The 26,329-nt window shown below is 63.9% G+C and carries 26 protein-coding genes, 1 tRNA gene and 3 pseudogenes; 18 read left to right on the top strand and 12 right to left on the bottom strand.

The annotated features are described in order from the left end of the window. The first annotated feature begins 75 nt into the window (after positions 1-75). Together G8760_RS17755 and G8760_RS17750 are read left to right on the top strand one after the other, a co-directional pair. Positions 76-465, top strand: coding sequence for a hypothetical protein (locus tag G8760_RS17755; protein ID WP_166353628.1), 390 nt, complete (start codon positions 76-78; stop codon positions 463-465). Positions 466-587: 122 nt separating this feature from the next. Further along, positions 588-1,238 carry a hypothetical protein gene (locus G8760_RS17750; protein WP_166353626.1) on the top strand — a complete coding sequence of 217 codons (651 nt, stop codon included), beginning with the start codon at positions 588-590 and terminating at the stop codon, positions 1,236-1,238. Positions 1,239-2,147: 909 nt separating this feature from the next. On the opposite strand, the gene G8760_RS17745 is transcribed toward G8760_RS17750, so the two are convergent. After that, the gene (locus G8760_RS17745; RefSeq protein ID WP_166353624.1) at positions 2,148-2,807 is read right to left on the bottom strand and encodes an NADPH-dependent F420 reductase; all 660 of its coding nucleotides are present in this window, start codon (positions 2,805-2,807) and stop codon (positions 2,148-2,150) included. Between the two features lie 92 nt (positions 2,808-2,899). Here G8760_RS17745 and G8760_RS17740 point away from each other — a divergent pair, with 92 nt between their 5' ends. From G8760_RS17740 to G8760_RS17730, 3 genes are all read left to right on the top strand, one after another. Beyond that, complete coding sequence (locus G8760_RS17740) at positions 2,900-3,283, top strand: winged helix-turn-helix transcriptional regulator (protein ID WP_166353622.1); 384 nt, start codon at positions 2,900-2,902, stop codon at positions 3,281-3,283. Positions 3,284-3,797: 514 nt separating this feature from the next. Next, complete coding sequence (locus G8760_RS17735) at positions 3,798-4,235, top strand: hypothetical protein (RefSeq protein ID WP_166353367.1); 438 nt, start codon at positions 3,798-3,800, stop codon at positions 4,233-4,235. A 730-nt stretch (positions 4,236-4,965) separates the two neighbouring features. Next, positions 4,966-5,041: transfer RNA gene (locus tag G8760_RS17730), tRNA-Glu, on the top strand. Positions 5,042-5,158: 117 nt separating this feature from the next. Here the strand turns inward: G8760_RS17730 and G8760_RS17725 are convergent. The 3 genes and pseudogenes from G8760_RS17725 to G8760_RS17715 form a co-directional block, all read right to left on the bottom strand. Next, positions 5,159-6,526, bottom strand: a complete 1,368-nt coding sequence (locus G8760_RS17725) for a tyrosine-type recombinase/integrase (protein WP_166353620.1) — start codon at positions 6,524-6,526, stop codon at positions 5,159-5,161. Continuing rightward, complete coding sequence (locus G8760_RS30910) at positions 6,526-6,741, bottom strand: helix-turn-helix domain-containing protein (RefSeq protein ID WP_166353618.1); 216 nt, start codon at positions 6,739-6,741, stop codon at positions 6,526-6,528. Before G8760_RS30910 ends, G8760_RS17725 begins: the two co-directional genes overlap by 1 nt. Positions 6,742-7,329: 588 nt before the next feature. After that, a pseudogene (locus G8760_RS17715) lies at positions 7,330-8,028 on the bottom strand (transposase); the annotation flags it as partial. 1,261 nt (positions 8,029-9,289) lie between these two features. Between G8760_RS17715 and G8760_RS17710 the strand changes: the two are divergent. The 6 genes from G8760_RS17710 to G8760_RS17685 all read left to right on the top strand — a co-directional run bounded on the left by G8760_RS17710 (position 9,290) and on the right by G8760_RS17685 (position 15,245). Continuing rightward, entirely contained in the window at positions 9,290-9,448 is a 159-nt protein-coding gene (locus G8760_RS17710; RefSeq protein ID WP_166353616.1) for a hypothetical protein, read from the top strand. 775 nt (positions 9,449-10,223) lie between these two features. Next, positions 10,224-11,048, top strand: a complete 825-nt coding sequence (locus G8760_RS17705) for a hypothetical protein (protein ID WP_166353614.1) — start codon at positions 10,224-10,226, stop codon at positions 11,046-11,048. A gap of 165 nt (positions 11,049-11,213) precedes the next feature. Next, positions 11,214-12,860, top strand: coding sequence for a PQQ-binding-like beta-propeller repeat protein (locus G8760_RS17700; RefSeq protein WP_166353612.1), 1,647 nt, complete (start codon positions 11,214-11,216; stop codon positions 12,858-12,860). A 68-nt stretch (positions 12,861-12,928) separates the two neighbouring features. After that, positions 12,929-13,513 (top strand): polysaccharide deacetylase family protein, encoded by a 585-nt coding sequence (locus G8760_RS17695; RefSeq protein ID WP_166353610.1) that lies wholly within the window; start codon positions 12,929-12,931, stop codon positions 13,511-13,513. Between the two features lie 49 nt (positions 13,514-13,562). Beyond that, the gene (locus G8760_RS17690; RefSeq protein WP_166353608.1) at positions 13,563-14,246 is read left to right on the top strand and encodes a hypothetical protein; all 684 of its coding nucleotides are present in this window, start codon (positions 13,563-13,565) and stop codon (positions 14,244-14,246) included. Further along, complete coding sequence (locus G8760_RS17685) at positions 14,247-15,245, top strand: M23 family metallopeptidase (RefSeq protein ID WP_166353606.1); 999 nt, start codon at positions 14,247-14,249, stop codon at positions 15,243-15,245. It begins immediately after the preceding gene. A 105-nt stretch (positions 15,246-15,350) separates the two neighbouring features. Here G8760_RS17685 and G8760_RS31170 read toward each other — a convergent pair whose 3' ends face one another. Then, positions 15,351-15,680 (bottom strand): helix-turn-helix transcriptional regulator, encoded by a 330-nt coding sequence (locus G8760_RS31170; RefSeq protein ID WP_425502349.1) that lies wholly within the window; start codon positions 15,678-15,680, stop codon positions 15,351-15,353. Between the two features lie 98 nt (positions 15,681-15,778). On the opposite strand from G8760_RS31170, the gene G8760_RS17675 reads away from it, so the two are divergent. Genes G8760_RS17675 through G8760_RS17665 form a run of 3 tightly spaced genes read left to right on the top strand, consistent with a single transcriptional unit; the run spans position 15,779 to position 16,526 of the window. After that, entirely contained in the window at positions 15,779-15,982 is a 204-nt protein-coding gene (locus G8760_RS17675; protein ID WP_166353602.1) for a hypothetical protein, read from the top strand. Beyond that, complete coding sequence (locus G8760_RS17670; protein WP_166353600.1) at positions 15,979-16,242, top strand: winged helix-turn-helix domain-containing protein; 264 nt, start codon at positions 15,979-15,981, stop codon at positions 16,240-16,242. The genes G8760_RS17675 and G8760_RS17670 overlap by 4 nt, the downstream gene beginning before the upstream one ends. Next, positions 16,242-16,526 carry a hypothetical protein gene (locus G8760_RS17665; RefSeq protein ID WP_166353598.1) on the top strand — a complete coding sequence of 95 codons (285 nt, stop codon included), beginning with the start codon at positions 16,242-16,244 and terminating at the stop codon, positions 16,524-16,526. Before G8760_RS17670 ends, G8760_RS17665 begins: the two co-directional genes overlap by 1 nt. A gap of 171 nt (positions 16,527-16,697) precedes the next feature. Here the strand turns inward: G8760_RS17665 and G8760_RS30315 are convergent, their stop codons facing one another. The 4 genes and pseudogenes from G8760_RS30315 to G8760_RS30305 form a co-directional block, all read right to left on the bottom strand. Next, a complete protein-coding gene (locus G8760_RS30315; RefSeq protein ID WP_166353595.1) occupies positions 16,698-17,375 on the bottom strand; it encodes a hypothetical protein in 678 nt (225 codons plus the stop codon). A 209-nt stretch (positions 17,376-17,584) separates the two neighbouring features. After that, a pseudogene (locus tag G8760_RS31165) lies at positions 17,585-18,054 on the bottom strand (flavin reductase family protein). 47 nt (positions 18,055-18,101) lie between these two features. Further along, complete coding sequence (locus tag G8760_RS17650) at positions 18,102-18,473, bottom strand: cupin domain-containing protein (RefSeq protein ID WP_166353593.1); 372 nt, start codon at positions 18,471-18,473, stop codon at positions 18,102-18,104. 2 nt (positions 18,474-18,475) lie between these two features. Next, entirely contained in the window at positions 18,476-18,856 is a 381-nt protein-coding gene (locus tag G8760_RS30305) for a 4-hydroxyphenylacetate 3-hydroxylase C-terminal domain-containing protein (protein ID WP_281355164.1), read from the bottom strand. Between the two features lie 336 nt (positions 18,857-19,192). Here G8760_RS30305 and G8760_RS17640 point away from each other — a divergent pair, with 336 nt between their 5' ends. Genes G8760_RS17640 through G8760_RS17630 form a run of 3 tightly spaced genes read left to right on the top strand, consistent with a single transcriptional unit; the run spans position 19,193 to position 22,048 of the window. Next, positions 19,193-20,131 carry a tyrosine-type recombinase/integrase gene (locus G8760_RS17640; RefSeq protein WP_207782464.1) on the top strand — a complete coding sequence of 313 codons (939 nt, stop codon included), beginning with the start codon at positions 19,193-19,195 and terminating at the stop codon, positions 20,129-20,131. Next, positions 20,128-21,063 (top strand): tyrosine-type recombinase/integrase, encoded by a 936-nt coding sequence (locus G8760_RS17635; RefSeq protein WP_166353584.1) that lies wholly within the window; start codon positions 20,128-20,130, stop codon positions 21,061-21,063. The genes G8760_RS17640 and G8760_RS17635 overlap by 4 nt, the downstream gene beginning before the upstream one ends. After that, positions 21,056-22,048 carry a tyrosine-type recombinase/integrase gene (locus tag G8760_RS17630; RefSeq protein WP_166353582.1) on the top strand — a complete coding sequence of 331 codons (993 nt, stop codon included), beginning with the start codon at positions 21,056-21,058 and terminating at the stop codon, positions 22,046-22,048. The genes G8760_RS17635 and G8760_RS17630 overlap by 8 nt, the downstream gene beginning before the upstream one ends. A 68-nt stretch (positions 22,049-22,116) precedes the next feature. Here the strand turns inward: G8760_RS17630 and G8760_RS17625 are convergent. Next, positions 22,117-22,762, bottom strand: a pseudogene (locus G8760_RS17625) (transposase); the annotation flags it as partial. 117 nt (positions 22,763-22,879) lie between these two features. After that, on the bottom strand, positions 22,880-23,467 hold the full coding sequence (locus G8760_RS17620) for a hypothetical protein (protein ID WP_166353580.1): 588 nt from the start codon (positions 23,465-23,467) through the stop codon (positions 22,880-22,882). 518 nt (positions 23,468-23,985) lie between these two features. Here G8760_RS17620 and G8760_RS30905 point away from each other — a divergent pair. Then, positions 23,986-24,471: a group II intron maturase-specific domain-containing protein gene (locus tag G8760_RS30905; RefSeq protein WP_343074422.1), complete on the top strand. Its 486-nt coding sequence runs from the start codon at positions 23,986-23,988 to the stop codon at positions 24,469-24,471. A 486-nt stretch (positions 24,472-24,957) separates the two neighbouring features. On the opposite strand, the gene G8760_RS17610 is transcribed toward G8760_RS30905, so the two are convergent. Further along, entirely contained in the window at positions 24,958-26,076 is a 1,119-nt protein-coding gene (locus G8760_RS17610) for a CHAT domain-containing protein (protein ID WP_166353578.1), read from the bottom strand. Between the last annotated feature and the right edge of the window lie 253 nt (positions 26,077-26,329).

The following is a 26,329-nucleotide window of genomic DNA, read 5'->3' as shown; positions in this document are numbered from 1 at the left end:
CTGAAGTCGCTTAGTCAGACCGGCGGTTGCGGCTCACGAGGCGGCAGGTGCCAGCAATGCAAGGGGAGACGAAACATGTCCAACAAACTCAGGTCCAGGATGGCGGCGTGTGTGCTTGCCGTGGTCATGACGCTGGGCGTCGGGGCGGTTGCAGCTCCGTCGGCGGGAGCGAGCTCCGCTTCGGGCAAGGCGGTCGCGGCCGCGACGGTGACGGCGGGAGCGGTCACCGGAGACGTGGCGCCGGCCATGATCTGTCCGTACGTGGTCACCGCGTCGAAGACTCGCCGTTACTTTCATTGGGACGGCGGCGGTTACAACGGGCATTTCACCAAGGGGCAACGGATCAATGCGAACCCCACGATGGCGCCCACCAACCGGTTGAGAACAACCGTCTCATACGGCAACGGGAACTACTGGGTGGATGCTCGGCACGTTAAACGAACCGGCGACCAGTGCCGGGCGTAATCGCTGAGCCTGCGTACCCCGGCTAACCGGGTGCGGCCATTAAGGCGCCTGAGACTAAGTCAGGCCGAGTTTCGTCACATCTTTCGCACTCCCGGATATCCAACCCAGTGAATGGAGATTACTTGAAAGCCCACGCGATAACTCGAAGTGCATTGACGTCGTTCCTCGCCTTGACCTGTGTGCTCGCGCTCGCGACCCCTGGCGCGGCGGTTGCGGGTGACGAGGACGCCGAGGATCAACTCCCGATGAGCGAAGAAGAGTTCGTCGCTGGAGCCATGGAGGTCGGTGGTCTTTCCGAGGCTGACGCTCGTGATGCCTACCACGATCCCGACGTGGTGCTGACTGTGCCGGTGGAGGTCGTAGCCGAAGACTCTGTGGAGAGTGAGACCGTCGACTCGCCGACCATCAAGGCGACGTACCGCGGGTGCACGCTGACGGCTCGGCGGGACGCCAACAACCTGGCCGGTCACCGGCTCTTCCGACTAACTGTCGAAAAGTACTGGGAAGGCAACGGCTCGACGGTGCGCAACGTCTCACACGACTGGAGTCACAGCACGACGACTCTTGGCAGGGTCGGCGGCTGGAGTTTCGACCGCCTCACCGAGTCTGTTGGCGAGTACCGCTCCTGGCGAGGCATCGCGAGGGGCCGCCACTACAGCGCCCGGAGTGGCCGTTGGAGCGCCTGGCCTGAGTCCAGAACTCTCCAGGCGCGGTTGATGACCAGGGCGGACGGCAGCTGGACCACTGATCGTGGCGACGGTAAGTGCTGGTAGTCATGCTTAAACTCGCTGCCCACCGGTTCCGGCGACGTGCTTCTGCGAGCGGGTGAACCGGCGATGATTGTTGGGGGTAGCGGCTGAGGCTGCCGGGTAACCGTTCGGGCGCGTCCGCGACGCATTCCGACTATCTGTGCCAAGGCGCTGACCGGGGTTCTGGCGTAGATGGTGGACATGGGTCGCGGACGTTGCCGTGGGCGGTGTTGTTCTTGGTTGAACGTTGCCGTATGCGGCGCCACGTACTAGTCGTGTGACGGATGCGGTGTTGTTGATCTTGTCGCAGGCTGAGGTTTCAGGTTAACCAGGCGGTCGCGCGGCTCACGAGGCGGCAGATCGCCACCAGTGCAAGGGGAGACGGTACATGTCCAACAAACTCAGGTCCCGGATGGCCGCATGTGCGCTCGCCGTCGTCATGACATTAGGAGTCGGTGCTGTTGCCGCTCCGTCCGCCGGGGCGAATTCCGCCTCAGGTAAGGTCGTCGCGGCCGCGTCGGTGACGGCAGGAGTGGTCACAGCCGACGTCGCGCCGTCCTTGATCTGTCGATTTGAGGTCACCGCGGGGCAGACTCCGCGCTACACCTACTCCAGTGGGAGTAGGCACAATGGCAACTTCTATAAGGGACAGCGAATCAACGCGAATCCCACTCTCTCTTCCACCAGGCGGTTGAGGACGACAATTCCGCACGGCAACGGCCACTACTGGGTTGAAGCTCGGCACGTCAAGCGGACCAACGACGACTGCTGGGCATAATTGCCGAGCCTGTCGCACAGCTGTGGGGCAACGGCTGAATACGAATCCCGCTATTTCTGATGTCCAGGCGTTGAAAGCGGTGATCATGTATGGCGATGAGAATCACTGGGCGGGAACTCGGCACGTCGATCCGACCGGGACGCAGTGCTCATCGCTCAGTCAGCTCCGGTCATAGCGTCCAGCGGCGGTAACATCGCGCGGGCGTCGTGACCGGCGAACCACAGTCCCATCACGAAGGCGGCGGTTGCTTCGGCGTAGCGTGCCCGGGCCAGGTCGCCCGCTCGGATCGCTTGCGCTCCGGCGTCCGCGACAAGGCCCGATACCAAACGGACCGCGTTTTTGTCGTTTCCGCAGACCGGGACCAGCGTGTCTTGTCCGTCGAACTGGCGGGTCGGCGTCGTCCAAACCTCGGCGGCGAGAATGTTGAACGCCTTAACGACCCTGGTTGAGGGCACGGCTTCCGCGACCGCCTCAGCAACCGCGGTGGTGGCCAGTACAAACGAGTCCGGAGGTGCGGTAAAGGCGTCGTAGCCCAGCGCGTTGGTGCAGTCGATGACGATCTTCCCGTCGAGCGAGCCGCGAGCGGCCGCGCCCTGAGCAACCACTGGCGCGGTCCGCCCCGGCACGGCGAGCAGAACGACCTCCGCATCGGGAAGTCCGTCGTCGATGGTGCCACCGCGGGCGCCTATCTCGGTGCCGACCCTACTTCCCTCTGCCGGGCGGCGCGCGCCGATATACACCTCGTGGCCCGCCTCGACCCACTTGGCGCCCAGGGCGCGGGCCATTTTGCCGGCGCCGATTGTTGCGATGCGCATTGAGTTCTCTCTTCCGTCTTGACGATGTCATGAACAACGTAGGAGAGTCGTTATGCACTCTTGGGTGCGTAACAACAATGGTGGAGTAAGCCATGACGGTCGAATCAACGGGGGCAGTGGAATTCGAGGCCTACGGCCCCTTCGCTGCTGACTGCCCCGCCCGCGCCGCATTGGACCTCTTTGCGTCTCGGTGGCTTCCGGTGGTCGTGTGGGCTCTGCGCAATGGTCCGATGCGCCCCGGAGAACTCCAGCGGACGATTGGTGGCATCCGTCATAAGGTGCTGACCGACAACCTGCGGCGCATGGAAAATGCGGGACTGGTGATTCGACGACGGTACGCTGAAGCACCGCCCCGGGTGCAGTATGAACTGACCGAGGCCGGGCAGGATCTCCTCGAACCGATTCAGGCCGTCGGCGTCTGGGCGTACCGCCATGCCACTACCCTCCAGGCGATGCACGCCGAAGAACCTGATTGAGGCTGCTGCGGAGGCCGGACGGTTCGCCCGCCGGGCACCCGGCTACGCATTGTTGCAGGTCACGAAATGATTCGAGTAGGAAGAGCGTGTTGGTCCCCGGGTTTTCCTCTCGCACCGACGTTCTGAAGCGTGATCTAGGTGCACGGTGGCCAACCCGGGCGGTTGGGGTGAGCGCCCAGGCCGTGAGGTCAGCCGCGGCGCTCCCCATAGACGTCTGGGAGTGTCTGGGATTCGCGACACCGTGCGACGGACGCCTTCATCGTGAAATCGGTTGGCTGTCATCACCATGCGTCGGATCACAGTTTCGACGTGACCCGATGGTTGGCGTCGATGGCGCAGTCGACCATTCACGACGACGTTTGATATCGGCAAAAGGAGGAACAGCCATCGAGATGGCGATTGTGTGCGCAGCCGCGCCGTCGACACATAACGCCGGCCCAGCACATTGACGTCGTGGTGGCCCGTGGCCACCACACGTGACAGCTCAGATGTACACAGGGGAGAACACATGCAGGTGAAGAAGAAACTTATCCGCGCTATCGCGCCGTTCGCACTCGCGGGCGCCATGGTGCTAGGCGCCGCGGCGACAGGAATGGCCGATGCTGCCCGAAACTGGGACTACCAGTACTCCATCGTGCAGAACAATGGAGTTCGGGTGTTCTACTACAAGGCCTCAGACGGGGACGTGGTGGTGGGCGTCGCCTACGTGGGGGAGAGCTTCCACGGAACGGAGGCCGAGCTGGCCGAGGCTATCGTGCAGGTGCACGTAGAGGGCTCGGACCAGGGCGACGGTGGGGGCTCTGGAGATGGCGGCTCCTCGGGCGGCGGGGGCGCCGGCGGGGGGCCAGGCGGCGGGGGCGGGGGGAGCGGCACTGGCGGCGGCGGCGGAGGTACCGGTGGTGGTAACAACGGTAACGTCGACGTTGGCGACCCCGAGATGGTCCAGGAGTGATCGCGGCTAAGCCCTGAGCGCCAGCACATTTATGGGCGGCGGTCCGCCGAGTGGGTGTGTATCCGCCATGTCAGGTTGCGACGGGGCCGTTAGGTCATGATGTAGCGCATGCCGGGCCGGGATTTGGACTCCCTGGTCCGGCATGCGCTACTTGTTTTTGCGGCTCAACCGGCTGAGTTTGATGTCGCCTTTCCGCCGCCCTGGAACCTCGCGCCGATGTCCTTACCCGGATCACACGGCTGACCCGCAGAGCTGTGTGCGCAGCTAAGCGCCCCCATCCGGATGGTCCAAGAAGGCGCGCAGCACACCAGGCGGCTCAGTTGCGGCCTTGCCGGGCTAGATGCCTGAGGGCGTCGTGCTACCTCTGGAGGGCCGCTCCGGGGCGCACTAGGAGCGGCGCCTGAAACCCACCCACGTGGTCGGCCGAAACGTTGCCGTGCGCGGCGCCACTGACAGCCACGTGAAAGATGCGGTGTTGTTGATCGTGTGGGTGGCGTCTGTGCGTAGAGAGAGGCGGACAAACTTTCAAGATCTCGCACTTCTCCGCACGAGTCGCTTTCGGCCACCGATCCAGCTGGGCCGGCGTGATCTGCTTCCGCGCACCCAACGTGAGCTCCATCCATCACAGATCCCACGCGGGCATCCTCAGATGAGTCAACGCGGTGGTTTGGAGCCTGGCGCCCAGTCGGGTAGAGTTTCCGACGGCGTCAGGAGCATGACTATGGCGCATGGCCCCGTTGTGTAGCGGCCTAGCACGCCGCCCTCTCAAGGCGGTAGCGCGGGTTCGAATCCCGTCGGGGCTACCACTGGTAGATCGCCCCTCACCTGCGGAAACGCGGGGAGGGGCGATCTTGTTGTGTCCGGCGGTCACCGGCTAGAAACGGGTTTCTACGACTGTCTGTGCCAAATACGTGCCAAAGTTTTCAGGGGCTTGGAGATCGGCCGAGGGCTTGATCGATCTTGGCTCGGTTGCGCTGAGCTTCGCCGTCGATGCACTTGGCGTACGTGGCGAGGAGTACGTCGACGGAGTGGCCTGCCCACTCGGCAACTTGGGTTGCCGGGACGCCGGCGTTGAGCCATGTCGACACTGCTGCGTGGCGCAGATCGTAGGGCCTGGCAGCGACGTGAGACGTTCCGGCAATCTCGCCGAAGACGGCTTCGCGGGCACGCGCCCAGGTTCGGGTGACAGTAAGGACGGGGAGGTGGTCGGCGTTGCGCTGGCCGACGAAGAGTCGCCCGTCCGCCGTCGTGCCGAACCGTTTGATGTGGCGGTGGAGCAGCGCGGTGAGTTCCGGCGGGCACGGTACGGTGCGGGTTTCGCCGATCGCGCGTTGCTTGAGTTGGCGATTGTCGCGTTTATCTCCGGAGTTGGTCCACTCGCTGCCAGCGTGAGGTCTCGCCCGTTCGAGATGGATTTCGCCCCAACCCTCAGCTGGCAGGGTCAGATTCTGCTTGGAGAGCCCGGCAGCTTCTTCCGGACGCAGGGCGGCGAAGTACAGACACGCGTAGAACGCAACAAGATGTGGTGCCCGCGTGTCTACGGCTGTAAGGAGCGCCCGAGCTTGTGCGGGGTTGGCGACCCGGCGTCGGTCGACGGCCTGAACGGTGCGAGGTGGTTTCCATTTGAGCGCCGGTATGGGGTTGGTGGCGAGGATTTCACGTTCGATGGCGTACTCGACGGCGTTGTGCAGGATTCGCCGCCACCGGGAGACCACGCTCGGTGCGCGTGGGGTGCCGTCCAGACATGTGGCGATGTCGTCGAGAACTTTCCGCAGCACCTGCGGGTCGCTAATGGCTGATACTGACCGGGTGTGTCGGCTGGCCCAACTCAGGGCGTCCGTAACTTGTCTAGGCTGGTTCGAGCCATCCCGCCGGCCGGTGTTGAACGCAAACCGCTTCAGCGCAGACCGAAGCTGGACCCCGTCGGGCCTGCCGCGGTCGGTCGTGAGCATCGAGCAGGTGACAGCGGTCATTGCTTCGGCGACCGTGCGGCGAGTCGTGGCCGCCGACTTGGGCCACTTTGCGTCGACATAGTCACAGGCGAACTCGTACCAGGACATGTTCTCCTGGGTTTGCCTCATCGACACCGGCAGGCCGGAGGAGACGTAAAACGCCTCACCCTTCCGCGCGGCCGCCATCAAGGCCGCTCGAAAGCTCTCCGCCTGTGCCCGAGTCCGAAACGATTCTCTGAATCGTTTCGTTTCGACGCTCCAGCGGACGTAGTGACTGGTTACGCGCTTGCCTTTGTAGACCTCGGTCTTCCAGATACGGACGTTGTATGTGGTGAGCATCAGGCTTGAAGCTCCGTCCGTCCCTCGAGCCAACGCTCGAGGTCGTCACGGCGGATTCTGATTTCGCCGTTTGGAAGTTTGAAGCACGGGGGCGCGGTCTTCTTGGCGCGCCACTCGTAGAACGTGGACCGGGAGATGCCGAGTTCTTCGCAGATGTCGGCCACCGTGAGATGTCGACGGGGTTGCCGGTGGGTAGGTGAATGTATGGCCGCCATGGCAGTGTCCCTTCTGTGCCCGCTTGGTCTGATCGCTGGTCAGAGCCCAGCTGCGCCCACTTGCGAACATGGCTTTCACCTGCGGTTATGCAGTTCTCGAGGGCGTGGTGGGGCGGTGTTGAGCTCCGATCGGGGAGGCCGTAGGGCCTGGACGTCGCTCGTCGTGTCCGTGAGACGACTGCGGCGGCCGCTGTGGCAATGTCTTTGCCGACGTCGTCGAAGACGCTCGTGCAGGTGTCGCGAGTCAACGCGTCAGGTGAGTGGCGGGGCCGCGCTTGAATGACCTTCATAACGAGCTGTACGTGCCATCTTCGCGTCTCAGATCCGGGCACTGGATTCCCAGTTCGCAGCTGCCTTCGTCCTTGCACTTGCAGCGTTTGTAGGTACTCACTTGCCCTCCTTGCCGTTCGGGACTCCCGGCTCCCGTACCGGCAGGGAGGCGTCTCTGGGCGCACGCACACTGTGGTTGGGCCCTCGGAGGTTCGGCGCGAGAGGTCGAATCGTAGGCGCTGCGACGATTGCGCCCGGACCATGTGCGGTCAAGTCCCTGGGAGTGGTGTAGTGCCCCGATGATCCTTTGTTGGGTTGGACGCTGAGGACGAGGACTGGGTCGGGTGTCACCTCCGTGGTGGTGTCGGTGACGGGGGTGAGGGGGCGTCGGGCGAGGACTTCGAGGCCGAGGTAGCGGCGGCCTTCGGCCCATTCGTCGATCTGCTCGGCCAGCAACGCGCCGACGAGGCGCACGATCGCGTCGCGGTTCGGGAAGAGCCCGACGGCGTCGGTGCGGCGGCGGACCTCCTTGTTGAGCCGCTCGGATGGGCTATTTGACCAGATCTTCCGTCCGCACGTCTTTGGGGAAGCCGGTGAATGCCAGGATGTCAGCACGCGCGGCGTCCAGGCGTTCGGCGACGTAGTCGCCCCAGCCGGTCGAACTGGGGCTGCACGCTCGCAGTGTCGGGCTGGTCGTAGACGCCAGTGCAGCATCGCTTCGGCCGCGGGCTACATGCTCTTCGGGCAGATGCTCATAAGATTCGCCGCGTAGTCAGCGCGGCAGCGTTGCCAGGTGGCGCCGGGCAGGTTCGCCGTGATCGCCTCGACCAAGTCGGCGTGCGCGTCGGAGGTGACCAGCTTGACGCCGGCCAGCCCGGGGGCGACGAGGTCGGCGAAGAACTCGCTTGTACGCCGCCCCGGTCTCGCTGGTGGCCACCCGCATGCCAAGCACCTCACGGTGCCCGTCCTCCCGGTAGCGCTCGGGGCTACGGCGTTGACGACTCTGCCGCCCTCGCGGAAGGCCGTCGGGGTGGGCCGTGGGACCGCGACGTCGAGATCGTGAAGCTGCCGCCACCGAGAGCCAGGGTCGTCGTCAGCCACGTCCGACAACGAACGTGTCGACGGCAGTGGCGCAACATGCGATTGCCGGGCGGTCGACCGCTTGTGTTGCATGCCGGTGGGACAATATCCGGCATGGATGTAGCGGCTCTCGTTGTGGCGATCGTGGCGGCGTTGTTCGCCGGCGCCGCTGTTTCGTCGCTCAGCGCCACGGCGAAGCACAGGTCAAGGCGGCGAAGGGATCCGCCGAGGCCTCCCAGCGGTCGGCGGACGAAGCTCGACGGGCGGCGGACGCCACGGAGGCAGCCGTGGCGATCGAACACGAACGGCGGCGAGATGAGACCCGCCCGCGGATTCGGGTGTTCATCATCAACCGCACGGGCTTGGTTCGCGTGTGGAACGGTGGCCAGGCCACATTGGCGGTCGACCTGGAGTTGGCGCTTCCGTCAGTCGACGTTAATCCGGGGATAGGCTTCGGGCGCTGCGCCGACGGCAACCCCCCGAAACATCGCAGGCGTTCGAGTACAGCAGTCCACGAATCAAGCACCGATTCGAGAGAGTGCAGCCGGGCATATACCGGGGCGCACTTGAGGACAACCCCTACCTTGTCGGAATCGACCGCCCGCCGAGGATGCTTGTGACGCTGCACGCCGTGGACGGCACGGAGTGGCCAGCGAAGTCGATCACTCCAGAGATAGTCGAACAGGTGCCACCCGACGCGGGCGGACGTGTCCCATAACGAACGATTCCGGACGGGGCGAGGGCGTGCGGATCGAGGAAGATTTCTGGGACGCGGCGAAGGGTCAAGGTCGAGTTGGTCGGGACCAGCCGCAACACCGCTGCCGCATCCGGCTACTCAGGACGTTTATGTCGATCGGTGCGTTGGCTGGGGCGGTTCTGGTGCCAGGTCTTGATGGTTGACGGCCACCACAATGGCCCTACTGATGGCCAATAGTCAGGTTTGGGCATCTGGTCGCGGTGAAGGTAGCTAGAAACGGTGCCTCGTGTGACACCAAGGTGCTCTGCGACCCGTGCTACATCCCAGATCTCATCTTCACCGCCCGGCACGCAAACGAGCCTAGAGTACAGGCTAGTCATGTACAGCTGGCTCATGTATGGTCGGGTGGATGCAATAGAGAACTGCACAGCGGGACCGCCCGGAGTTGGCCCTCCGAACGGTCCCTTGATCCACCACCTGAGCTAGCAGGAGGTAGACCCAATGGGTACGGTACCTGACCCTGCCTGCCTCGGCATCGAGCCGAGCGAGGAACCCGTCGTACTGACATGGCCGAACGGCGTCCGGCAGGCGACAGTTGCCCCGGACCGCGTGCGGCGAGGCCGGCTGTTAGCCGAGGCGGTTGCCGATGCGCTCCGCTAGGACGTGTGGACAGTCCGTTCGCGTTTCCTCTCGTCCCGGTCAATCGAGGTCGGCGCGATGAGTACCACGCGGCGGCGTTACGTGTGTTTGGCGCAGTGGGATGGTTGGTTCTGGTCGGCTTCGTGTGGCTGCCCGCCTGTGGTGTCGAAGGCCAGGACTCTTGCTCGGTGTGCGGAGCGGCAGAGGCATGCCCTGTCTGCTTCGTTGGGTATTCCGGCGGATCAGGTCGACATGGAGATTTGCCCTGTTCTGCCGCAGGCAGCACTCGAGCGCTTGAACAGGAGCAAAGAGCTGCGTGCAGCTGCGGCCTGGGCGAATCATGCCTCCGCGATTGAGGTTCGGGCTGCAGCACGGGCGCTGGTCGATCACGGACTGTCATTGCGTGACATCGGTTGGCTTCTCGGAGTCTCATTCCAGCGTGTTCATCAGTTGATCAATTCCTGATGGGGCTAGACGGCGCGGCGCCCTTCTGGTGAGGGTCTCGTCGTCCGGCGTCCGTGAAGAAGTGCCTTTGAGCTGGGCTGATTCGTGCCGGTGAGCGTTTCGGTGAGTTCGTCGGTCAGCGCTTCGGCCAACGGCTCGGTGATGAGTGCCGACTGTGCTTTCGCAGCGTAGGCGATCGCGAGACACGGGTGACGTGGGCGAGGTTCCGCCGCGACGGCCGTGTCCAAGGAGACCTCCTGGGAGGTTCGGCATGTCTGGTTCTACGTCGAACAGAGTGGGTGTCGGGGACATTTTCACCGATGACGGCTTGCGCGCCGCTCTCACACGCGTGATGGATGGGGAGGGATGGGACAGCCCAGTCGGCCACTTGGTGGTGGACGCACTTCGGGCAATGTCGCACCGGTGGACGGTGCCGCACGCCGATGTGGTCGATCCGCATCGGCTTGATCACTTGGTCGGTCTGGCGTGGGAGATGCTGGTGACCTACCCAGAGAAGGTCGTCAGTGCCCGCTCCCCATGGGGGATGATCAACGTTGCGCTGTGGCACCGAGCATGCTCGGCGGCGCTTGCCGACGAGCTCGGAGTGTCAGAGCGGCACGCACGTCAGCTTATGCAGTCCAATGTTCGGTCGCGGTTGCAGGCTGGCGCACTGCATACGACGGTCCGTCTAGGCGAGGGAACCACGTTTGAGCATGCCTCAACGGCGCCGGCGGGGGTGAAGGACCCTGTCGGTGACGAGGCTTTGGGCAACGTTCAAGCCGAACCTACGGAGGACTGGGACGAGGCGTTGCGTTTGTTGCAGACCGAACTCATCGAAGCAGGTGTTCCACCGCAACAGACCGTAGAGGCGATCCAGCAGGTGATCGAGGTCATCGCGGCCGCACATTCACGCTCCTACATGCACACCGAGGTGTATCGCTCACCGCACCTAGAGGGCCTCGACCATGCGCAGAGAAGAGCCCTGGCTGAGCTGTTGATCGGTACCCGGCGCGGTGGTGCAGCGGACTCGGCGTGGTGGACATTGCGCTGCCGACTGGCTGATGGGGAACGGCCGCAACTGCGGGCTTACCCGAAGTTCGCCGCACGAGTGGCGAAGTTCGCTGCACCCTTCGTAGACGGCAGGAAAGCCGACGCCGAGCTTCGGGTCAGTGCATAAGGCCGGTCCAGTGTGCGGTCGTCGAGTACTCCCTGACAAGACAGACACGGATTTCTGCTAGGTGCAATGGGAGGAGCGGTGGGCTATCGCCCGGATGTGACGGCCGTGATCACAGTGGACCAGCTCGGCGATGCTACGACGACGATCACTTCACCAACAGGACAGGTGAGTGTCGATAGGGCCGACGCCTGGAAGCATCTGGCTCAGATGGCGTCCGACGCCGGGCATCCGTTGCTGGTCCGAACTGTCGACGAACACGGCCGCGCATACCGTGACGTCGTCCACGCCGCCCCGGCCCCACGGCCCGAGTATGCGGCTGTTGACGACGGCGCCGCATCCCCCGAGGAGGACGGTTCGACCCCCGCAGAGTCTCGGAACAGCCAACGTGAGCAACGAGAGGATGCAAACCGCGACGTGGACCTACCGGCGGTTCAGCGGCGGAGACGAATGCTGCCGCCTCCGCGGGCCACCGAGAACCAGAACGCTGGTTCAAAGGAGGTGGACGAGGCAGAACACGAGCCAGTGGTCGACGAGTTGCCCGCGACAGGCGAGGTGCCCGAGCCGGTGGCCGTTTCGTGTTCTGAAGACGAGGACAGCGTTTACCAAGGCGCGAGAGCCGAGTCATCCGATGGCCGGACGGAAGCAGCGGTCATGGCTTGTGCATCGGCGGTGCTCTTGGCCTGCACGTTGGCCATGGTCGTCGTCGGCAAACTGGACCCGCCTGGGGAAAAGCATCTCGCCGCCGCGGTAGCGGTGGCGTCCGAGGTGGATTCCGTCCCCGGCCGTGTTCCGCCTGGCTTCTCCGGCGAGCCAGTGTGGCAGCTGGATGTCGCTCCCGGGACGGCACCAGTGACTGGCGACTCCGAACTTGTCGCCGCACACGCGCGCGACGGCCATGTCCGCCTGGTGGAGGCGGCCACCGGCACCGTCGTATGGGAACACGAAGCTCGCACCGACGCAGGGTCGTTGTTCCTGGTCCGGATCGATGGCAACGACACAGTGGTCTGGCAACGCGCACGTGAACTTGTCTTTGGCACCCCCGCCAAGGGCGACGTCCCCGTCGTGCAACGAACCGGGCCGCGTGCGCGGGTGAGCAACGCCGGTGACGCTGTATTGGTCTCTGACCCCGAAATGCCGGGTCGCGTGTGGGCGCTCAACGCGTCCGGGCTTGTCGAGGTCGGAATCGGTGAGGGCCAGACGGCCATGGCCGCAGTTGATGGTGTGGTCGTGTCGTCGGACGGCACCGCCGTGTTGCAACGCACGCCAGTGCACGGGGGCCGGACCGAGGTAGTCGCTTTGGACAGCCCGGAAGGGATGGTCATCCGCAGATGGGCCGGAATGGCCGGCAACACCGTGACCGTCGTCTGGAACCGTCCTGGACAGAACGACGACGACCGTGACGTCGTGGTCATGACCCACGATGCCAGCAGCGGGCAGGAAATCGCTTCGGCTCGAGCAATGTGGGCCGACGTCAGGCACGCCCGATTGACCTCAGGCCAGACCGCGTCACCGCCGAGCATCGCGCTAGGACCGGTGACGCTGAGGCTGGACGGCACGCGCGAGGCGGCAGTTGAACCGGAGACCACATGGCACTGGCACACCGAACGCCACGTCTGGGGCGTCCGTGACGACGGGCACATCATGCGGATCGACCCAGCCGGTGACGTCGAGGTGTTACCTGCAGACACGCCAGCGCCGCTCGGAGTGACCGCCGACGGCGTAGCCGTGACCGTCGTCGGCGGCACCGCATACGCATTGGCACCAGAGAACGGCACAACGACCGAGACAACCAGGAACGGTGATCGGCAATGAACAATCCACGATTTGTGTCAGGGCCTTGGGAACATGTCTGGGCCGCCAAGAACCGAGGCGGTGGATACTTGACCGCCTACGAAGTCGCGACCTGGACGTGGCATGTCTATGGCTCCGGCCGGGAAGCCGTTCCTGCGGTCACTCGCAGCGTGATGGCTGAGATCGTCGCGCGGCAGGCGCAACTACACGACATCGCGCGCAGCGTGGTGCAGCGCGACAGCTTCCCGACTCCTGCCGGCGAAGCGTTCCCGGCGCTGGACCATCTCAGCTGGGAAGGCGAGCGGGTCCGGGTCGACTCCCAGTTCGTCATCGAGCCAGCAGACGTGGGCGGTGAGACACGCACCGCGTTCGGGTCGTTCCATCTACAGCCAGGCCCCAACGGCTTGTACCACCTCTACCAGCTCGGTTGGGATCTCTGCCCCGTCCGCCACGACGATTCGATCCTCCGCCCAGTCGCCGCAAGCGTAGGCCGCGACGTCGATGCCGTCGGGCTGCGCGTTGTGGACGCCGTCGATCGTGGAGAGCTCACCTACGACCAAGCGGCCCGCACAAAGCTCGTGACGGTAGCCCTGATGGCCCGTGGCCAAGCGCCAACTTCGCGGACCACAACACCTAGGACGTCTGCAACCCGCCTCGTTGGCCCGGCCGTGTGAACCGGTTATCCAAAACTCCGCACCCACGACGGAGGGGGAGGTTGACATCGTGCTCGGCAAGACATGGATCGTGATCATCGGCTGCGGGCTCCTTGCAGGTGGCGCCGTCCTCGCGCTGATGAGCATGACCGATGACAACGATCGGTCTGACGAGAACACGCGAGATGGCGGCGTGGCCTCACCTACGGGCAGCGTCCGATCCCACGCGAGCATGTCAGCCGGCCGGTCGCCAGCGGGGATGCTGCTCGACGCACCGGTGACGGGTGATCCGCGTGAGCTGGGCCGTTGGATTGGTGAAGTCGTCTTCGGAATTGACTATCGCGAGGATCGCGAGCACTACGTCGACGCCCTGTGGGCGGTGAGCATCGGCGCCGATGCCGTGGATGCGGACACGGCTTGGGCCGCGTTCGCCGAGGATCCTGCACTCGCTGGGATCGTCGAGCTCATACCGGAGCCGGAGGTCTGGGGTCGCCTGGCTGCGCACGAGCAATGGGCTGTGTTCGATGTGCGTGAACCCATTGGCGCCGAGGAGGTCGAACTCGACCCTGCCCTGACGCGCGCTGGCGTCATCACCACGATGGTCCTTGTCACCGGCACGCAGACGATGCACTACACCGGCGGCGACGGCAGCGCTCAGACTCAACTTATTCGACCGTCGCTGGAGATGCTGATCGGTTGCGCGGCCGAGTGGTCCGGATGCCGACTCCTACGGGTCCTTGATCGGCAACCATAAATGCTAGGCAAGACAATCGGTGGGCTCGCATTCATCTCACTCGCCTTCCTACTCACCGCCACGTTCGGCATCTCTGTCGTGCTCGGCGACGCAGGCAACGACGACACCGGCGACGATGGCCACGGAACGTTCTGTGCAGCATCCACCAGCAGCGAACTCGACGCGGAGCAAACGGGGATAGCACGAACCGTCATCAGGGCAGGCGAAACCGCCAGCGTTCCGCATCGGGGCCTGGTCGTTGCGTTGGCCGCCGGGGCGGTCGAGACCCGACTGAGGAACCTTCCTTATGGCGACCGGGACTCCCTCGGTGTGTTCCAGCAACGCCCATCAACTGGTTGGGGGACACCCAGCGAACTGATGAACGTCTCCTACGCATCGGCAGCATTCTTCGGCGGCCCCGACGGGCCAAACTCTCAAGGAGCAGCAAGCGAACCGCCCGGACTGCTCGACATCCCCGGCTGGGAACAGATGACCGTTGGGCAAGCCGCCCAGGCCGTTCAACGCAGCGCCTATCCCGATCGCTATGCCGACTGGGAAGACGACGCACGCGCCTGGGTGGCCGAGCTGGCCGGAGACGGCGCCACTTGTGCTGCGTCGTTGCCCATCGCGAAGGGGAGCTACCGAATAACCGACCGGTACGGCTACCGGGAACACCCGATCACCGGCGAGTGGAAACTGCACGACGGGCTCGACTTCGCCGCATCCGCCGGTACTCCTATCCTAGCCATCGCCGCAGGCAAGGTCACATTCGTCGGATTCCGGCCATGGGCCGGACCACATCTGGTCGAGATCGACCACGGAGACGGTCACACCAGCGAGTATGGGCACATGGCGTCTACCACCGTCGCCCGCCGCGGAACCGTCGATGCCGGACAGCAAATCGGCACCGTCGGCAACGAAGGCTTATCTACAGGACCGCACTTACATCTGACCATTCGCCACGACGGAGCGACCCTGGATCCGGAACACTGGTTCGCTGAACACAACCTGGAGCCATGAGAAGCTGAAGCGGAGACCGCGCTCCAATGCACTAGATCGCGCCGACATGACCAGCTCGCGTACCGCGAGGTTCAATGTTGTGCAGTTGCCTCGGTTACGCTGAATCTAGCCGCGTTGGCTTGGCCGGTTTTCGTGCCACTCACGGATCGTGGAGGCGTGCCAGACCCAACCACCAGCAAGCCTCATGTCCGGGGCTGGCATCTCATTTCGGGCGACATAGGCCCGAACTGTTGAAGCGGTCACTCCCAGATACTCAGCCACGGCCTTGGTATCCCATAGCTCCTGCTCCGCCACGGCAGATAACGCTAGTCTACAGCGGATTTGCTGCGCAGCGAATCCGCTGTAGACTGAAGAGCGACAACTAGGCGGTCTTGGGCGGCGCGCCAACGCCACCCAAGACCTAGGAACCCAACCTGCTTGGAGGTTGAGAACCATGGGACACACCCTATCGATCACGCCTGCCCTGGGGCAGGGCGAAGGCCCGCTGGTGACGATGCGGGGTGGTGGCCATGCCGGGTGATGGAGATCGGGCTGTGACTCGCCAGGTGGACCGGGTGGCTCAGGCCGAGGCTGAGGTGCAGTCGGCCTTGTGGGATCTGCAGCGCGAGATCATGTGCCTGGATTTGCTGCTCAGCAACGCCGATATCGCAGCTACCTCTGATCGTGCCCGTCGTGGCGCGGGTTCGCGGTCCGGCAGGCGGGGCGAGAGCGACGGGGCCGATCGGGGCGGTGCATGATGTGGGAAGAGTTCGACCCCGATGACGGCGCCCCTGGTTACGTCCACCGCCGGGTCACGGATCACCTCGGGTCGGTGATTGAGGCCCAGAACCTCGCACCTGGGACGAGGTTGCCGGGTGAGCGTGCGCTTGCCTCGATGTTGGGTGTCTCGATCGGCACCGTCCGTCGCGCCCTCGAAGATCTGCGGCGACGTGGTGTGGTGGTCACGCTACGGGCCAAAGGGACCTTCGTCGTCGCTGGTCTGGGTGGTGAGTCCTGATGCGCGAGCGACGATGTCCTCGGTGGTGTGACTTCTCCGACCAGGCCGGTCACAGCGGTCTGCATACTGCCCACATTGGTGAGGTCATGCTCGCCCGCAACGCGAGCGTCTTCGCGGTCGCGGTGACCGCCGAAGCCGACGCCAAGCGGCCGTACTGCGTGCTCACGCTGGCGGCACGGCAATTCAGCCCGTACGGCAAGGCGATCCTGTCCTGGGAAATGGCCGAACGGCTCGCCGGACTTCTCATGGATGCCAAGGGGCGCTACGGCTCCTGGGCGGGTTAGATCAGCGTTCGCCCTCCGCGACCCTGTGTCCTTGCTGTGGCAGCGCAGCATCGGGTTCTCGGGTGGACGGAATCGTGGGTGGATGGGCCTGGTGTTCCGCAGGTCGGGCCGCTGCTCCTCTCTGCACATGGCGCCGCACTATGCTGGCCATCGGGCAGCGGGGGCGCACTCTCAAAGGGTGGTAGCTGATGTGCCCGTGTCGGGCAGTGTGCGCGGGAGTTTAGAGATCAAAGTGACAAAATAGAAAATAAGTTCGACAGTTGGTTGATGGAGTCGAGGCAAACTATTGCGCGATGTCCGGCACCGGCGTGCCGCCGCGACATCGAGTTGAACGTCGACGACGCGATCTCGGCGGTCACCTGCCTGAGACGTCATCTCACTGAGGTGCACATGGCGTTCGGGAGAGAGTTGATGGGCGCATTGCGCGAGGTCAGCTTCGAGCCAACTCCCATCGAGATCTTCACGACCTTGCCGCATCCCGGGGTTGGGGTGACCGATCGAGGAATCGGCGGTGGCGATCACGCCGCCGCTCCGGGGTTGATGACCCTTGACGGGTGGGCACCTGCCCTGTGTGTCGACCTTGCCACTTCTCCCTATACAGAACGGCGACGGGTGATCCGTTGCGCGCCGTCCTGCGCTGGGATGGTCGCGCGACAGCTCGGAAACCGAGCTGTCGGCGCTGCCAAAACCGCCTAAAGACTTGGGCCCCTGAACACGGCTCAGTCCGTTCCAGGTCATGAACTGGCCGACGGAGGTGCCTAGCCCCAGAGCCCGCTTGTGGCTGCCGGTTAGCCAGGCGCCTCCATGCACGATGATCACCAGTGGCGGGCGGCTGTCGGTCTGAGGCACCGTGAGGTCGAGTAGCAGTGGGCGGTATCCGGACAGGATGGCGTATTGGACGTCGGTTTAGCGGCGCGATCCCATGTGTTGCGTGTACGCGGTCTGGGTGGGATCGTCGGCGACCGGTGGCGCCGCGTCGAGTGGATAGGTGCATCGGTCTTCTTGACTCATCGAGATCCCTGAGGTGGAGGGCGGGCGTGGCACCAGGAGGGAGCAGGTCAGAATGTCCATGGCATCGTGTCGTGGCGGAAATCGCGGAAGGCTCCGAACGCGCCGGCGTTGAACGCGAGCCCTTCGCCGTCGCGGTCCCGGCAGCCCATGACTCGACCGAAGAAGACCTGGTGATCCCCGATGTTGTCATGCTTGAGCACGCGGCATTCGACTTGGGAGAGTGCTCCGCGGATGGTCGGCAGGCCGCAGGTGGTGGTGTCGAATTCGCCCGCCTCGAACCGCGTTCGCCTCGGACCGCGAACTGACGCGCGACCGCTTCTTGTTTGGCGCCCAGGATGGAGATGGCGAACTGCCCGCTGTGCAGCACAGCATCGCCGGTTCGGGTGTTTTGGTTCAGCGCGATCATGAGGATCGGCGGTTCGAGACTGATCGAGGTGAGCGAGTTGATCGTCATCCCCACGAGTGCTTCGTCGTGGGCGGCGGTGACCACTGCGACACCGGTCAGGAAGCGCCCCATGGTCCGACGCATGATGGCGCTGTCTGGCTCGATGAAGGTGTCGGTCATCATCGCCTATCTCCCCCGTCTGCTGCCGGCTGGGTGTACCTGACCTCGAACATCTTGGCTCCGTCTGGTGAGAACCATGGACCGTGCTCCATCCCAGGCGGGCGGGTGGCCCAGTCACCGGTCCGGAAGGTGCGGCCGAGCCGAAGGTCTACGAATGAGCCCTCAAAGATGTACACCTCCTCCCAGAAGTCGTGAGTGAGTGTTCCGATTGGGGATGTGTCGGTTCCCGGCTCGAACCGCAGTATGCGGGTGATCGTGCCGTCGGTGCCGTTGCGCGCCAGGACCGCCTCGGAGAGCCCGTCTATCGGTGGATCACACGGCCGGAACGGCACCGACGAGGTGGGAGTGAACTCGATCTCCGGCTTGGCCATGCTCATACCTCCCGGCTAGTAGTCGCGGTCCGATTCGGCTGTGCGTCGGTACCGTAGGTCGCTAAAAACTCGTCAAGCCTGGCGACGTGCTCGTCATAGCCAAAGTTGTGGAACGTGTAGACGCCTCTTACTACGAACGGAGCGCCGGCGTAGAAGATCTCGTACTGCTGATGGCGACCGGCAAACTCTGAGCCGCTGATGTCCCAGGCGAGCCGGGACAGCTTGATGCGTTCGATGCTGCCTACGCCGGGTGACTGGATGTAGCGCTGTACGTCGGGTGCGGTGACCGGGCTGTTGAGGTCGGCAACACCGGACGGCAGCTGCAGTACCCAGAGCCGATGAGCGAGATTAGGGTATCGATCGCCGACAGCATTGGGGTACATTGCTCTCCGCGCAGGCCAACCTGGATATCTCGATACCGACCACGGCTCGGGGCCTGCCACGGTGCCCGGGGCGTGATTCCGGCCACTATTCGGCTCTTCACAGATGCGGGTGTGGCGCGGGCTGATAGGGAGGGCTGGCGCCGCCGGTTTCCAGGAGGGCTCTGGCGATGGTATGTCGCCTTCATCGTTATGTTGACCAGCTCCGTGTGCGCTCCTGCTCGGGCCGGGATCAGCGGTTGATCCGGTCAACATAACCGTGCGCGGTCGCGTCGGGGTTCGCTTGATCTGACTGGGCGGTCGCTGGGATCGCCCAGCATCAGGTCGAGGAGGACCGAGATGGCGATTCATCGTGATCAGCGCCGCGCCGACGCGCGAGGCGTGCTGGACGAGTTCGAGGGGTGGCTACTGCGGGAGCGGTCGGCGCAGGAGCGCACCGCAGCCGCATACACCGCCCGGGTGGCGGGGTTCGTGGAGTGGCTGCCCGCGCCGGTCGATCAGTCGCTGCGGAAGCTGGCGGCGGCGACGGTGATCGAGTGGGTGAACCTGGAAGCCGCGCGCGGGTTGAAGGCTTCGACGCTGGGCAAGCAGCTGGTGATGCTGCGCTCGTTCCTGCAGTACTGCCATCGCTCCGGGCGGACGGGGCAGGACTTGTCGGGGGTGGTGCCGCATGCGGCGGCGTGGCGGCTCTCGTCGATCCCGGACCCGGTGCCGGCGGGCACGATCGAGGCGCTGTTCGACACGCTTGATCTGCGTTCGGCGAAAGGGCTCCGCGACCGGGCGATCCTGCTGCTGCTCACCGGGCTCGGGCTGCGCGCATGCGAGATCGCAGGCTTGCGGCTTGATGACATCGGCTGGCGCACCGGAAGCCTGCGCATCCGGGGCAAAGGCGACCGGGTCGATGAACTCCCGCTGCCCGACGAGGTCGGCCAGGCGCTGGAGGACTATGTGCTCCACGGCCGCGGCGGCAGGGTCGCCGGCGATGAGGTGTTCTGGACGGTGATCGATCCGGTCCAGCCGCTGAGCTCCAACGGCGTCTGCGGGACCGTCCGGCAGATCTGCATCAAAGCCGGGGTGGAGAAGTTCGGCCCGCATCGGCTGCGGCACACGTTCGCGACCGGGATGCTCGCCTCCGGAGCGACGTTGCAGGAGGTTCAGGGGCTGCTGCGACACGCGCATCCGCGCACGACCGCGATCTACACCAAGGTCGACAAGAACCGGCTCACCCAGCTCGTCCCCGAGTGGCCTGCTGCCGCGTCGGGCAGGTGGGCACGATGAGCGGGCTGCGTGACCTCCTGGACGGTTACCTGGCGACCAGGCGGGCGCTGGGGTTCAAGCTGACCGCGACGGGCAAGGCACTGGACGGATTCGTCTGCTGGATGGAAGAGGCCGGCGAGCCCACGATCCGCCGTGATCTGGCGACCGCGTGGGCATCACAGTTCTCCCGCGGCACGGTGCTGGAACGGTTGAACTACGTCCGCCAGTTCGCTGAGCACGTCGCGTGGTTCGACGCCGCGACAGAGGTTCCCGTTCTCGACGGGCGACCCTACGGCGCTCATCGTCCTCGCCCGCTGATCTTCACCAGTGGGCAGATCGATGCTCTGCTGGTCGCGGCAGGGACACTGACTCCACGAGTCCGTGCAGCGTCCTGGCAGACACTCCTCGGGCTGCTGACGGCGACGGGGATGCGGATCAGCGAGGCCCGGAACCTGAACGACGACGACATCGCCACCGACGACGAGGCCGGTGACGGCAGCGGATGGGCACGGGTCACCGATACCAAGTTCGGCAAGTCCCGGCTCGTCCCACTCCACGCGACGACGATGGCCGCGATCCAGAGATATCAGCGGATGCGCGATCGGACGTTCCCGGTCCCGAAGACGACGGCGGTGTTCGTCGCCCGCCGCGGCACCCGGATCGCCCGCTCCACCGCGGGGAACACCTTCCGCGAAATACGAGAGGCAGCCGGCCTCGCCGGCGGCCCGACCGAACCGGCCGCCAGGTTGCACGACTTCCGGCACTCGTTCGCGACGAACACCCTGATCGGTCACGTCCGCGCCGGCGGCGACGTCGACGCGATGATGCCGGTGCTGTCAGCCTGGCTCGGGCACGTCGGCCCGGAAGCGACCTACTGGTATCTGTCGAACACTCCAGAACTCGCAGCCGCTCTCGCCGAACGCATCCACGCGAGCGGGGGCGATGATGAGTGACCTCGCGCCGCTGCTGCAACGGTTCTTCACCGACAAGCTCGACCGGCACCTGAACGCCAGCGTCCACACGAAAGCCGCCTACGCCGACACGTTCCGACTCCTGCTGACCTACGCCCAGCAGGCCACCGGCATCGCTCCGTCCGCGTTGGCGCTGGCCGACCTGGACGCGGACCTGATCGGCGGGTTCCTCCAACACCTGGAAACCGAGCGCGGGAACTCCGCCGCCACCCGCAACGCCCGCCGCGCCGCGCTGCGGTCGTTCTTCAGCTACGCCAGCTACCGGGCACCGGACGCGATCTCCACGATCAGCCAGGTCCTCGCGATCCCCGCGAAACGCACGAAGACCACGCTCGTCTCGTTCCTCACCGCCCCCGAGGCCGAAGCGCTCATCGCCGCTCCCGACACCAGCACCTGGCTCGGCCGTCGCGACCGGCTCCTGCTGCACCTGGGCATCCAGACCGGACTCCGCGTCAGCGAACTGGCCAGCCTGCGCATCGACAGCATCCAGCTCGGCCCGCATAGCCAACTCGAATGCGTCGGGAAGGGCCGTAAACAGCGCGTGATCCCGCTGCAGAAGAACACCGTCAAGCTCCTGGCCGCCTGGCTCGGCGAGCTCTCTCCGGCGCCGGACGGGCCAGTGTTCCCGACCAGCAGTGGGACACCGCTGACCAGGGCCGCGGTCGGCAAGCTCGTCACCCGGCACACCACGACCGCGGCACAGCGGTGTCCTTCGCTGGCCGGGAAGAATGTCACCCCGCACACGCTGCGGCACACCTGCGCGATGAGCCTGCTGCACGCCGGAATCGACACCGCGAGCATCGCGCTCTGGCTCGGACACGCGAACATCCAGACCACGCAGATCTACTTCCACGCCGACCTGGAACTCAAGCGACGGACCCTCGGACGCGTCCCCACCCTCGACGAGCGGCCACCCGCCCGCTACCAGGCGTCAGACGCTCTCATCGCCTTCCTCAAGAGCAGGTAACACCCGGACGATTATGTTGCCGGATCAACCGCTGATCCCGGCCCGAGCAGGGGCGCACACGGAGCTGGTCAACATAACGATGAAGGCGACATACCATCGCTTATGCGGAAGTCGACATAAGCGATGTAGTTGGTGAGGTTGCGGAATCCGAGGGCGGAGCCGTAGAGGTGTTCGAGTCGGCCGCTGATGGCCTCGGTCGGGCCGTTGGATGTGCCGGGCCAGTCGAAGTGGGCCAGGACGTCTGCGGACCTCTTGTTCAGTGTCCGGCCGAGCGCGATGACTTCGCTCAGCGCGTTCGGCACGGCGTGGCTGACCGAGTCGATCAGCTTGACTATCAGCTCACGACCACAGCGTCGGTCCTGCTCGCGGTAGGCGGCGAGCATGCGTTGGTATATCCCCGAGGTGGCCTTGACCTCGACATGCTGGTCGTCAGCGAACAGGGCGCTCAGTCGGTCGTTCTGCTTGTCGGTGAGCAGATCGACTCCGGTGTGCAGCGTCCGTGGTGCACCGTGGAGCGGGTCGCTCTTGCGGCTGCGGTGGTTATGGATGTCCTGCTGGACCCGTCGCGTTCGGCGAGCCAGGTCTTGAGCACCTGCTTGGAGCGGCCCTCGACCATGTCCAGCAGCCTGGCTGGCCGGCGCCATCGCGGATGCCGGTCAGATCGATGATCACGGTGACGTACTTGTTGTCGCGTCGGGTGTGGCGCCACACGTGCCAGGCGAGCCAATGCTCGCGGGTTAAATCACTTTGAGAAGCTTGACTCTGAACGGCTAGCTATTTTCAATTCGCGATAGTCCGAAACCCTGAGCCTCAGGTTGCGGTATTTTGGCTTTAAACTGAGCTAGCCCTCGCTTCATTTGTAAAATCGCGTACTGCGCGGTCGAAATCATCGAGTATCGACTCGAATTCGTCCTGAGAATATGGCACGACAGGGCCGCTCTCACCATCCTTGGATTCGATGGAGCGAAACGCCAATTCACTGAAGCGATCTCGCACTAGACTCACCTTGCGGGATGCATCTCCGACACTCGGCGGAGCGACAAGTTCAATGCTAGATGCGACGCGGGCATACTTTACTAACTCAGGTGCTATTATTTCATTGTACAGCGTAAATAACTCCTGTCCCTTTGCTCCGTTGACTACCTGATTATGAAATGTTGTAAACGTGCCCCGCACACTTTGAGTCTGTGCCACGAAATCACTGTATGCCGCTCGTCTTATGTCAGCAACGCGGTTCTGTGCGGCAACATCATGAATATTATTGCCTTGAAAGTATAATAGAAGGCTCCCACTAAGTCCCAATATTGCGCCGATGGCGACACCAACGAGTCCGATCCATGCCGAAGTCAGCTGTGTTTTCGCGTTAAGGGCCTGCGATGACTCGCCCTCAGGCTTGGAAGAAGCACGGCCGCGATTCACAGAACCTCCATTTCGTTTAAGGCACTGATAATCTTGAATAGTGCACCCTGCTGATGAATGTTGACATGAGATGATCTTGAGCTGCGCATCGCGAGAAATTGGCTAGCCGCGCTAGCGCTCCAGTCGTGCGGTCCTGGTGGTATCGGTGCCGGATATGGAAAAGGGTACAGATGGATGATCTTGTTCAGTGCAGAGATGAACTTGATGGGTAGGTTTTGGAGTGATCTTCCCATGCCGTATGTCTCGGCGTAGACGTTGATCGATGGCACGTCGACAGTGCACATTTGACTGATCTGAGAAGGAGCTGAAGTTGGCGGCTCGCAAGCAGAACATCCAGGCTCAGCTGGGTCGGTGGCCGAAACTCGGCTGTAGTGGCGAGGGGTGAGATCTTGGATACGGTCTGCGCGGTGACAAGATGGCATCGTGATCACGCCCTGAAGGGTAGTCCGGAAAGCGTTGGCCGAGTGGGACGTTGGCGGCCCCGCGCCGCGGCAGAAGGCGATTTGGTTCCAGGCCTTATGGTAAGGCTACAGAAAAAGGTCCTCGACCGCCGCTCCTGGACTACAGGCGAAGAAACGCGAATCGTGATCGTTGTCTGGGTCGAGAGAACCTGTCACCGCTGCCGTCCACAGGATACTCTAGGACGGTTGATCTCAGATCCAATACGAGTTGATCATAAAACCAGCCGACTCCAAGGCAGCCCAAACCGAAAGTGTCATCCGTTTGTGCAGCAGGCCCTTCGACTTCCTAGGGTTCCGCATCCAGTGGAAACGCAAGCGAGGCACGAACAAGTGGTACGCCTACACCTTCATCGGCGACCGGCCCATCCGGTCGTTGAAGGAAAGGTCCATGCCCTGACAAACAGGTTGTCGCAGCCACCCGGGGCCGTGTTGATCAGGCTCAACCAGATCATGCGCGGCTGGTCCAACTACTTCAAGCACGCAGTCTGTAAGCACACAATGCAGTCCCTCGAAAACTTCGTGTGGCGGAGGGGGATCCGCTAGGGAAAGAATTTGCACCGCTGGAGCAGGAAGGACATCCGGCGATGCCTCACCGGCTCCAACGGCCGGTGGCGCAGACCGTCGACGCATGGGATCGAACTGTTTCAACCTCTCCTCAGTACCGATCACGCGATACCGGTACCGAGGAACCAAGATCCCCAACCCCTGGATCGCTCTCAACCACACCTAACGGCAGACACCGTGGAGAGCCCGTTGCCGAGAGATCGGCACGACGGGTTCGGTGAGCGGCCTGGGGAAACGGACCGGAAGCAATTCCGGAACCGCGCCCCAGGCCGACTCAACCATCGGGACTGAGCTGCGTTGTGGCCTCCTAGGTCAGCTGAGCTAGTCGGTTTTAGGGTCGGCGGCATCAGCAACTTGACTCGCGCATTGGCTTAGGCCGGGAGCTGTTGCACGGAGACATCCAGCGGTCACGACGGCCGTCTGAACTCTGCCGCGCGAACTGCGCGGGAGCTTCCGCGGCGCGGGTTATGCGTCGACCGACGTGTCCTGCCGTGGTGTGGCCACGCTTGGGATGTTCAGGCGAAGTTCGCCTTCGCCCAGGAACACGAAGTAGTCCTCGCCATCGTGCATCTTGACGATATCGGTAGCGTTCTTCATCGCCTGCTCAGCGGTGAGGCCCCGGCTCAGGCTCGCATAGAACTCACCAGCGAATCGACAGGCGTCTTCATCGTCCACTTCGCTGGACGACCCGATCACCGTTGACACGTACGGTAAGCACATTTCGGCTGTGGCATTCGAGTAGCATGAGTTAAGAATCAGAAGCCTGATGCCGCGACCCTCCACGAAATCTCGAAAGTTCTCACTGGTGACTTCGATTTCGTGGTCCAGTTCGTCTCGTAGGTAGAGGCTTTCTGTGTTGCTGTGGCCAGCGAAGTGAAGGACTGCTGGGCTGTGTTGATCAATGGCTTCCACAAGCCTTCCGGGTGTCGCGGCAGGGACTGCCCTGACACAGTTCCAGCCGATAGCTCGCTCAATGGCTGCTTGTTCTGCTCCGAGGTCGAGCGGCCGGTCACGATCATTTGCGGTGACGAGAACCACTGGACGATGCGTCTCGACTGTCGAGGTGATGGTAAGGTCACGCGTGAAGTTGATCTTAATGTGCTCCAGCGTCGAGATTCGTGCCACGAGGTTCTCGCCACAGGGCCCACTCACCGGGACCGAATCGATCTGCTGCCCGGTTGGGACGTGGTCTACTGAGGAAACATAGCCAAGCTTCTTTCCGGATTGGTCTAAGATCTCCTCGTGCATCCACACTTCGGTGTCTGCTGGCAGGCAGACGGTTGCGGGATGATCCACCCGGGCTGGTGTTGTGCGTGATTCCCCTGCGGGGGTAGCGAAAGTGAGTCGCGAATTGAAGCTGTACCTGCCGCGGATGCGTGCGTAGGCGGGCCCCATCTGGACCTGTCCCTGAACCAACGGCGACCGCGTGGTCGCGAAGTGCAATGGGCTTCTCCCAGCGAGGATGGCTTGTTCCTCAGCTTGGCTCTGCTTCCAACGCTCACTCCACTCAGCCCGGGCTGCCTTGCGCTCGCGGCGCGCCTCGTCCGATAGGAAGTGCCTGATTCGCTGAATGATGGGCGCCACGTCTCGATATTACTGAGCTCTTGGGCGGAGCACGCCCTTCGGGAACATGCATGCGACGGCATGGACGCCGCCGGACGGAGTAAGGGGCGCAGGCGACGTTCATAGCCCCGAATCAGGCGGATCTTTTGCTCCAACGTCGATCGCACGAGCTGATCGGCCACGTCCGCATGCTTGGCAAGCGTGGTTGCCCGACGCGGCCACGCCCCCACACCGCGTCGGCCTCCTCATAGAACATGGTCGCAGCGCCGTGTGA

Source organism: Phytoactinopolyspora limicola, from assembly GCF_011320225.1.
Lineage (GTDB): Bacteria > Actinomycetota > Actinomycetes > Jiangellales > Jiangellaceae > Phytoactinopolyspora > Phytoactinopolyspora limicola.
This window is presented reverse-complemented; position numbering and strand designations above follow the sequence as displayed.

Excerpts from the sequence above, each read along its gene's own strand:
- G8760_RS17710 (WP_166353616.1), top strand. The coding sequence starts at position 9,290 with ATGGGTACGGTACCTGACCCTGCCTGCCTCGGCATCGAGCCGAGCGAG.
- G8760_RS17755 (WP_166353628.1), top strand. The coding sequence starts at position 76 with ATGTCCAACAAACTCAGGTCCAGGATGGCGGCGTGTGTGCTTGCCGTG.
- G8760_RS30910 (WP_166353618.1), bottom strand. The coding sequence starts at position 6,741 with ATGGCGGCCATACATTCACCTACCCACCGGCAACCCCGTCGACATCTC.
- G8760_RS17650 (WP_166353593.1), bottom strand. The coding sequence starts at position 18,473 with ATGGCCAAGCCGGAGATCGAGTTCACTCCCACCTCGTCGGTGCCGTTC.
- G8760_RS17640 (WP_207782464.1), top strand. The coding sequence starts at position 19,193 with ATGGCGATTCATCGTGATCAGCGCCGCGCCGACGCGCGAGGCGTGCTG.
- G8760_RS17670 (WP_166353600.1), top strand. The coding sequence starts at position 15,979 with ATGATGTGGGAAGAGTTCGACCCCGATGACGGCGCCCCTGGTTACGTC.
- G8760_RS30305 (WP_281355164.1), bottom strand. The coding sequence starts at position 18,856 with ATGTACCCCAATGCTGTCGGCGATCGATACCCTAATCTCGCTCATCGG.
- G8760_RS17630 (WP_166353582.1), top strand. The coding sequence starts at position 21,056 with ATGAGTGACCTCGCGCCGCTGCTGCAACGGTTCTTCACCGACAAGCTC.
- G8760_RS17685 (WP_166353606.1), top strand. The coding sequence starts at position 14,247 with ATGCTAGGCAAGACAATCGGTGGGCTCGCATTCATCTCACTCGCCTTC.
- G8760_RS30905 (WP_343074422.1), top strand. The coding sequence starts at position 23,986 with ATGGTAAGGCTACAGAAAAAGGTCCTCGACCGCCGCTCCTGGACTACA.
- G8760_RS17725 (WP_166353620.1), bottom strand. The coding sequence starts at position 6,526 with ATGCTCACCACATACAACGTCCGTATCTGGAAGACCGAGGTCTACAAA.
- G8760_RS17745 (WP_166353624.1), bottom strand. The coding sequence starts at position 2,807 with ATGCGCATCGCAACAATCGGCGCCGGCAAAATGGCCCGCGCCCTGGGC.
- G8760_RS17665 (WP_166353598.1), top strand. The coding sequence starts at position 16,242 with ATGCGCGAGCGACGATGTCCTCGGTGGTGTGACTTCTCCGACCAGGCC.
- G8760_RS31170 (WP_425502349.1), bottom strand. The coding sequence starts at position 15,680 with ATGGTTCTCAACCTCCAAGCAGGTTGGGTTCCTAGGTCTTGGGTGGCG.
- G8760_RS17705 (WP_166353614.1), top strand. The coding sequence starts at position 10,224 with ATGGATGGGGAGGGATGGGACAGCCCAGTCGGCCACTTGGTGGTGGAC.
- G8760_RS17635 (WP_166353584.1), top strand. The coding sequence starts at position 20,128 with ATGAGCGGGCTGCGTGACCTCCTGGACGGTTACCTGGCGACCAGGCGG.
- G8760_RS17740 (WP_166353622.1), top strand. The coding sequence starts at position 2,900 with ATGACGGTCGAATCAACGGGGGCAGTGGAATTCGAGGCCTACGGCCCC.